Genomic DNA, 828 nt, shown 5'->3' with positions numbered 1-828 from the left:
AACAAGGAGTGTTCAATGCATCGCGCTTTACTGTTGGTTGTTCTGGTCCTGTTTGGCAACACCGCCATCGCACAAAGCTGGTACAAAGTGGAAGTGCTGGTGTTTGCTCAAAACAACGCCAGCAGTGAAGAAATCTGGGCCACCGGTCTGCAGCCTCACTATGCCTCACAGGCCGTGCCCATTGGCCAACCGGAAGCCAGCGAGATGGCCGACCCGGATGCCATTGCCCGGGGCGCCTGGCAACCGTTGTCCCAGGATGACGAAGTGCTTCGCTATATGCTGGAACGCATGGAAGGCACCGGCGACTACCGCGAGCTGTATCATGCCGCCTGGGAGCAGCCCATCGGCAGCAAGGCGAAGACCTTGCCGGTCTATGTGCGCGGCGGGCAGACACTGCCCACGGCAGACGGTGAAATACCGGAATTGGAAGGCACCCTGCAGTTCAGCAAATCCCGCTACCTCCATGTGACACCACAGATCTGGTTTAACACGGAAAGTAACGGCGAGCGCCTGTACGTGGACATTGACGAGAAGCGACGCCTTGCGGGCCACCAGGTGTACTATTTCGACCATGCCCTGTTCGGCATGCTGGTCCGCATTACGCGGGCCTGAACACCTCAGGCCGACGCAGGAGCATCCAGTTCCAGCAGCTCGGTCAAAAAATCCTGCCACAGTTCGTAGATCATAAAGTGCCCCTGTTCGGGGAAACTGCGAAACTGCACGTTCGGTAAATCTGCGGCAAGGTGACGCGCCCCATCAATGGAAATAATGCCATCGGTTTCACCGTGCCACTGCAGGATCGGCACGGTAATCTGCTTGAGATCCACC

2 protein-coding genes are annotated in these 828 nt (G+C 57.6%); one reads left to right on the top strand and one right to left on the bottom strand.

Annotated features, from left to right (window positions below; genetic code table 11):
* Window positions 1–612: peptidoglycan binding protein CsiV (locus A3730_RS01500; RefSeq protein ID WP_231883802.1), on the top strand; the 612-nt coding region annotated here is incomplete at its 5' end.
* A 5-nt stretch (window positions 613–617) separates the two neighbouring features.
* On the opposite strand, the gene A3730_RS30835 is transcribed toward A3730_RS01500, so the two are convergent.
* Window positions 618–828, bottom strand: a 211-nt coding sequence (locus A3730_RS30835) for an alpha/beta fold hydrolase (RefSeq protein WP_197477216.1), incomplete at its 5' end; no start/stop codon positions are given.

It is taken from the genome of Alcanivorax sp. HI0044 (assembly GCF_001634945.1).
The sequence above is the reverse complement of the archived record's forward strand: the minus strand, read 5'-3'. Positions and strand labels throughout refer to the sequence as shown.